The sequence below is a fragment of the Pseudomonas sp. NPDC089534 genome, from assembly GCF_044749305.1.
Classification (GTDB): domain Bacteria; phylum Pseudomonadota; class Gammaproteobacteria; order Pseudomonadales; family Pseudomonadaceae; genus Aquipseudomonas; species Aquipseudomonas ekonensis.
Genome location: NZ_JBIVHR010000163.1, coordinates 1 through 6,186 on the forward strand (window position 1 = coordinate 1; position 6,186 = coordinate 6,186).

Annotated in this window: 5 protein-coding genes and 1 pseudogene; all 6 read right to left on the reverse strand. The window is 66.1% G+C overall.

The window, feature by feature from the left end; all coding sequences use genetic code 11:
* Positions 1 to 66: 66 nt before the first annotated feature.
* Complete coding sequence (gene ftsZ, locus ACIP0B_RS27585) at positions 67 to 1,266, reverse strand: cell division protein FtsZ (RefSeq protein WP_085584858.1); 1,200 nt, start codon at positions 1,264 to 1,266, stop codon at positions 67 to 69.
* 98 nt (positions 1,267 to 1,364) lie between these two features.
* Complete coding sequence (gene ftsA, locus ACIP0B_RS27590; protein WP_065261511.1) at positions 1,365 to 2,624, reverse strand: cell division protein FtsA; 1,260 nt, start codon at positions 2,622 to 2,624, stop codon at positions 1,365 to 1,367.
* 15 nt (positions 2,625 to 2,639) lie between these two features.
* Positions 2,640 to 3,506 carry a cell division protein FtsQ/DivIB gene (locus ACIP0B_RS27595; RefSeq protein WP_085584856.1) on the reverse strand — a complete coding sequence of 289 codons (867 nt, stop codon included), beginning with the start codon at positions 3,504 to 3,506 and terminating at the stop codon, positions 2,640 to 2,642.
* Positions 3,507 to 3,510: 4 nt separating this feature from the next.
* The gene (locus ACIP0B_RS27600) at positions 3,511 to 4,473 is read right to left on the reverse strand and encodes a D-alanine--D-alanine ligase (protein WP_400838200.1); all 963 of its coding nucleotides are present in this window, start codon (positions 4,471 to 4,473) and stop codon (positions 3,511 to 3,513) included.
* Complete coding sequence (gene murC / locus ACIP0B_RS27605) at positions 4,470 to 5,930, reverse strand: UDP-N-acetylmuramate--L-alanine ligase (RefSeq protein WP_217890655.1); 1,461 nt, start codon at positions 5,928 to 5,930, stop codon at positions 4,470 to 4,472. The genes ACIP0B_RS27600 and murC overlap by 4 nt, the downstream gene beginning before the upstream one ends.
* Positions 5,923 to 6,186, reverse strand: a pseudogene (locus ACIP0B_RS27610) (glycosyltransferase); the annotation flags it as partial. The gene murC and the pseudogene ACIP0B_RS27610, both read right to left, overlap by 8 nt.

Sequence of the window (6,186 nt, forward strand, 5' to 3'; positions counted from 1 at the left end):
TCCGGCGGCGACCAGCGCAGCGAGAAAGTCCGCCTGACCGCTGCGTCCGCCTTCCAATACATTTCATCAATCGGCCTGACGACGCAGGAAAGCCGGGATGTCCAGGTAGTCCAGGTCATCCTGCGGATTCATCTTCGCGGCAGTCGCAGCACCGGCCTGGGCCTGGTTGCGCATGACGGTCGGACGGTCCAGGTCACGGTAGTTCACCGCTGGCTGCTCCTGACGTGCAGGGGCCTGCTGCGGCTGTACCGGGGCGGCGGCCATGGTGGTGTGGACGGTGTTGTCGATGACCTTCACAGGCTTCTCGATCTTGGCGCCCAGACCGGTGGCGACCACGGTCACGTGCAGCTCGTCGCGCATGTCCGGATCGATCACGGTGCCGACCTTGACCATCGCGTGCTCGGACGCGAAGGCTTCGATGATCGAACCCACGTCGGAGTACTCGCCCAGGGACAGGTCGGGACCGGCGGTGATGTTCACCAGGATGCCGCGTGCGCCCTGCAGGTTCACGTCTTCGAGCAGCGGGTTGCGGATGGCCGCTTCGGTGGCTTCGCGCGCACGGTTCGGACCGCTGGCGCAGCCGGTGCCCATCATCGCCATGCCCATTTCGCTCATCACGGTGCGCACGTCGGCGAAGTCGACGTTGATCATGCCCGGACGCTTGATGATGTCGGAGATGCCGCGCACGGCGCCGGCCAGCACGTCGTCGGCCTTGGCGAAGGCGGACAGCAGGCTCGCGTCCTTGCCCAGGATGGTCAGCAGCTTCTCGTTCGGGATGGTGATCAGCGAGTCGACGCTTTCGGACAGCATGCGGATGCCTTCGTCGGCGATCTGCATGCGCTTGCGGCCTTCGAACGGGAACGGACGGGTCACGACCGCAACGGTCAGGATGCCCATTTCCTTGGCCACTTCGGCGATGATCGGCGCCGCACCGGTACCGGTGCCGCCGCCCATGCCGGTGGTGATGAACACCATGTTGGTGCCGGCCAGGACTTCAGCGATGCGCTCGCGGTCTTCCAGCGCGGCCTGACGGCCGACTTCCGGGTTGGCGCCCGCACCCAGGCCCTTGGTCACGCCGGTGCCCAGTTGCAGGATGGTGCGTGCACCGATGTTCTTCAGGGCCTGGGCATCAGTGTTGGCGCAGATGAACTCGACGCCTTCGATGTTGCTCTTGACCATGTGATTGACGGCGTTGCCGCCGCCACCGCCCACACCGATAACCTTGATTACCGGGCTTGCGGGGATGTTGTCTACGAGTTCGAACATTTTCCCTCTCCTTACATTCTCTAGTTTTTTCGCCTACTGCTTTTTTGTTGCGGTGCATCTACTGCTTGCCGCCCGAAGCTTGACGCTTCGAGCTGCTTTTAAAAGTTGCCTTGGACCCACTTCTTCAGTCGGTCGAGCAACGGCGCCTGCGGCTCGTCGTTGCTGTAGCTGTCGCGGCTGCCGATGCCCGAGAACGAGATCCCGTCGGACTGCTTCTGCAGGCCGTACATCAGCAGGCCCACGCCGGTCGAATAGATCGGGTTGCGCACCACGTCGTCGAGGCCCTTGACGCCGTGCGGCACGCCCAGGCGCACCGGCATGTGGAAGATTTCCTCGGCCAGCTCGGTGGCGCCTTCCATCTTCGAGGTGCCGCCGGTCAGGACGATGCCCGCCGGGATCAGGTCTTCGTAGCCGCTGCGGCGCAGCTCGGCCTGGATCAAAGTGAACAGCTCGTCGTAGCGCGGCTCGACCACTTCGGCCAGGGCCTGGCGCGACAGCTCGCGCGGCGGACGGTCGCCGACGCTCGGCACCTTGATGGTCTCGCCGGCGCCGGCCAGCTTGGCCAGGGCGCAGGCGTAGCGGATCTTGATCTCTTCGGCGTACTGGGTCGGGGTGCGCAGCGCCATGGCGATGTCGTTGGTCACCTGGTCGCCGGCGATCGGGATCACCGCCGTGTGGCGGATGGCGCCTTCGGTGAAGATCGCGATGTCGGTGGTGCCGCCGCCGATGTCCACCAGGCACACGCCCAGTTCCTTTTCGTCGTCGGTGAGCACCGAGTAGGCCGAGGCCAGTTGCTCAAGGATGATGTCGTCGATTTCCAGGCCGCAGCGGCGCACGCACTTCTCGATGTTCTGCGCGGCGTTGACGGCGCAGGTGACCACGTGGACCTTGGCCTCCAGGCGCACGCCGGACATGCCCAGCGGCTCGCGCACGCCTTCCTGGTTGTCGATCACGTAGTCCTGCGGCAGGGTGTGCAGCACCCGCTGGTCGGCCGGGATCGCCACGGCCTGGGCGGCGTCGAGCACGCGCTCAAGGTCCGCGGAGCTGACTTCGCGGTCGCGGATCGCCACGATGCCGTGGGAGTTCAGGCTGCGGATGTGGTTGCCGGCCACGCCGACGAACGCCGAGTGGATCCGGCAGCCGGCCATCAGCTGCGCCTCTTCGATGGCGCGCTGGATCGACTGCACGGTGGATTCGATGTTCACCACCACGCCTTTCTTCAGGCCGCGGGACGGATGGGTGCCGATCCCGACGATATCGAGCGTGCCGTCGTCAGCGACCTCGCCTACCAGCGCCACCACCTTGGAGGTGCCGATATCCAGACCGACGATCATTTTGCCGCTTTGCACGTTTGCCATGGGTCCTGCCTCTTCTTAATTCTTTGCGACAGCGGGTTGGGCTGCCGGCGGCGCTACAGGTTCCCGCCAGCCAACGGCCAGGCCGTTGGCGTAGCGCAGATCGATGCGCGCAATGTTCGTAATCTGTTCTTTGAGCGTCTTGTCGTAGATGGCAATGAAGCGGCGCATCTTTTCCACCAGGTTGCCGCGTCCCAGCAGCAACTCGATGCCGGGGCCGGAACTACCGGCACCGGTGGTCAGGAACCAACTGCCCCGCTCGCGCAGTTCCAGGCGCGCGATCGAGAAGCCCAACGGCCTGAGCATCTGGCTCAGCACCTGATACTGCTGCATCACTTGCTGCTGGGCCCGCTGGGGGCCGAACAGCTGCGGCAGGTGTTCGTAGTTCGCCAGTTCCTTGGGCGTGAACGCCTGGCCCTGGTTGTTGAGCAGCGATTCGTCGCCCCAACGGGCCACCGGCAACTGCTCTTCGAGGCGGATCACCACCTGGTCCGGCCACACCCGACGCACTTCGGCGTGGGCGATCCACGGCATCTGCTCAAGCTCCGTGCGCATGCTCGCCAGGTCGATGGTGAAGAAGCTCGACGCCACGTACGGGGCGATCCGCTGCTGCACCGCCTGCTGGCTGATGTAGCTCAGGTCGCCCTGCACCGCGATCTTGGTGATCGGACGGTCGGCGTAGGGCAGCAGGCGCTGCGCGCCTTCGTAGGTGCCGAACCCCAGGGCCACCAGCAGCACCGGCCAGAACAGCCCTTTCAGGAAGCCGAAATTGGCTTTGGGCAGGCGCGCGGACATCGGCTCTTTGGCCACCATGCGGCTGGCGCCCCGCGGCACCGGCTTGCGGCCGGGTGCGGAGGGCTGATGTCTGAGCTGTGCGCCTTGCATGGCCTTAACCTCGCGCGTCTGCTTCGACACTGGCGGCCAGGATGGCCAGAACCAGTTGCTGGAAATCCAGACCGGCGGCACGGGCCGCCATCGGCACCAGGCTGTGGTCGGTCATGCCCGGAGCGGTGTTCACTTCCAGGAACCAGAACTGCCCGTCGGCGTCCTGCATCACGTCCGCACGCCCCCAGCCGGCGATGCCCAGCGCGCCGCAGGCCTTGGCCGTCAGGTCCATGAGTTCCTGTTCCTTGGCGGCATCGAGCCCGCACGGAATGCGGTACTGGGTATCGTTGGCGATGTACTTGGCGTCGTAGTCGTAGAACGTGTGGGGCGTGCCCAGGGCGATCGGCGGCAACACCTGGTCGCGCAGGGTGGCGATGGTGAACTCCGGACCCTGGATCCATTGCTCGACCAACACTTGCGAATCGTAGGCACTGGCCGCTTTCCATGCGTCGATCAGCTCGGACGCGGAAGTCACTTTGGCCATCCCGATACTTGAACCTTCATGGGCCGGTTTGACGATCAAAGGGAAGCCCAGTTCCGCCGCCGCCGAAATACAGTCCGCTTCGCTGCGCAGCACGGCGTGGCGCGGCGTCGGAATGCCGAGGCTGTGCCAGACCTGCTTGGTGCGCAGCTTGTCCATCGCCAGCGCCGAGGCCAGGATGCCGCTGCCGGTGTACGGAATGCCGGCGACTTCGAGCAGGCCCTGCATGCTGCCGTCTTCGCCGCCGCGACCGTGGAGGATGATGAAGGCGCGGTCGATCTTCTCGCTCAACAGGCGCTGCAGCAGGTCGTCGCCCACGTCGATGCCGAACGCGTCCACGCCGGCGCTCTGCAGCGCGGCGAGCACGGCGTTGCCGGACTTCAGCGAGACTTCACGCTCGGCGCTCTTGCCGCCGAACAGCACGGCGACGCGGCCGAAGTCCTTCGGCGCGATGGTGGAGAACAGGTTCGCGTAGTCAGCACTCATTTCAACTTCCCCTCGACCGGCGCCGCGACGGCCCCGGCGAACAACTCGCTTTTCAACAGTTTCGGCGCAAGGCCGCCGATGTCGCCGGCGCCCTGGCACAGCAGAATGTCACCGGCGCGCAGCAGCGGCTTGACCACCGGCGCCAGGTCGGCGCCGCGCTCGATGTAGATCGGGTCGAGCTGGCCGCGCTGGCGGATGCTGTTGCACAGCTTGCGGCTGTCGGCGCCGGGGATCGGCTCTTCGCCGGCCGGGTAGACCTCCATCAGCAGCAGCACGTTGGCGTCGGCCAGCACATTGACGAAATCGTCGTACAGGTCGCGGGTGCGGCTGTAGCGGTGCGGCTGGTAGACCATCACCAGGCGGCGCTCAGGCCAGCCGCCGCGCACGGCCTTGATCACGGCCGCGACTTCGGTCGGGTGATGGCCGTAGTCGTCGACCAGCATCACGTTGCCGCCGTCCACCGGCAGCTCGCCGTAGACCTGGAAGCGCCGGCCCACGCCCTGGAAGCCCGACAGGCCCTGGACGATGGCTTCGTCGCTGACGCCTTCGTCGGTGGCGATGCAGATGGTCGCCAGGGAATTGAGCACGTTGTGGTTGCCGGGCATGTTCACCGACACCTCCAGCGGCTCGCGGTCAGGGCGCAGCACGGTGAAGAAGGTCTGCATGCCTTGCTGGCGCACGTTGATCGCGCGCACGTCGGCGTCTTCGCTGAAGCCGTAGGTCACGGTCGGGCGCTTGACCTGCGGCAGGATCTCGCGCACCACCGGGTCGTCCAGGCACATCACCGCCAGTCCGTAGAACGGCAGGTTGTGGAGGAACTCGACGAAGGTCTTCTTCAGTTTGTTGAAGTCGCCGTCGTAGGTCGCCATGTGGTCGGCGTCGATGTTGGTGACCACGGCCACCAGCGGCTGCAGGTGCAGGAAGCTTGCGTCGCTCTCGTCCGCCTCGGCGATCAGGTAGCGGCTGGTGCCCAGCTGCGCGTTGGTGCCGGCGGCGTTCAGGCGGCCGCCGATGACGAAGGTCGGATCCAGGCCGCCGGCCGCGAACACCGAAGCGATCAGGCTGGTGGTGGTGGTCTTGCCGTGGGTGCCGGCGACGGCGATGCCGTGGCGGTAGCGCATCAGCTCGGCCAGCATCTCGGCACGGGGCACCACGGGAATGCGGCGTTCAAGGGCGGTCGCCACTTCCGGGTTGGAGGTGTTGACGGCGCTCGACACCACCAGCACGTCGGCTGCGGCGGCGTTCTCGGCACGGTGGCCGATGAAGATCTGCGCACCGAAGGATTCCAGGCGCTCGGTGACCGGCGAAGCCTTCAGGTCCGAGCCGGACACGGCGTAGCCCAGGTTCAGCAGCACCTCGGCGATGCCGCACATGCCCACGCCGCCGATGCCGACGAAGTGGATGCGGCGGATGCGGCGCATCTCCGGTTGCGGCATGGCTTTCTGATTCTCAACCATGGGCCACCTCCAGGCAGGTGTCGACCACGCTACGGGTGGCATCGGGTTTGGCCAGACGGCGGGCCGCTTGGGCCATTTGTTCGAGTCGTTGCGGTTGCATCAGGACCTCTGTCAGGCGCGCGGCAAGGTCCGCTGCACCGGTCGTTCTTTGCGGCATCAGGAGGCAGCGCCATCGCGGGCCAAAAAATCGGCGTTGCGGGTCTGGTGATAGTCGATTGCGTGGGGCAAGGGCACCAGCCACGAGGGCAGAACGGCG

Bases quoted from the DNA above. Each gene is read 5' to 3' on its own strand.
- ftsZ (WP_085584858.1), bottom strand. From the start codon at position 1,266: ATGTTCGAACTCGTAGACAACATCCCCGCAAGCCCGGTAATCAAGGTT.
- ftsA (WP_065261511.1), bottom strand. From the start codon at position 2,624: ATGGCAAACGTGCAAAGCGGCAAAATGATCGTCGGTCTGGATATCGGC.
- ACIP0B_RS27595 (WP_085584856.1), bottom strand. From the start codon at position 3,506: ATGCAAGGCGCACAGCTCAGACATCAGCCCTCCGCACCCGGCCGCAAG.
- ACIP0B_RS27600 (WP_400838200.1), bottom strand. From the start codon at position 4,473: ATGAGTGCTGACTACGCGAACCTGTTCTCCACCATCGCGCCGAAGGAC.
- murC (WP_217890655.1), bottom strand. From the start codon at position 5,930: ATGGTTGAGAATCAGAAAGCCATGCCGCAACCGGAGATGCGCCGCATC.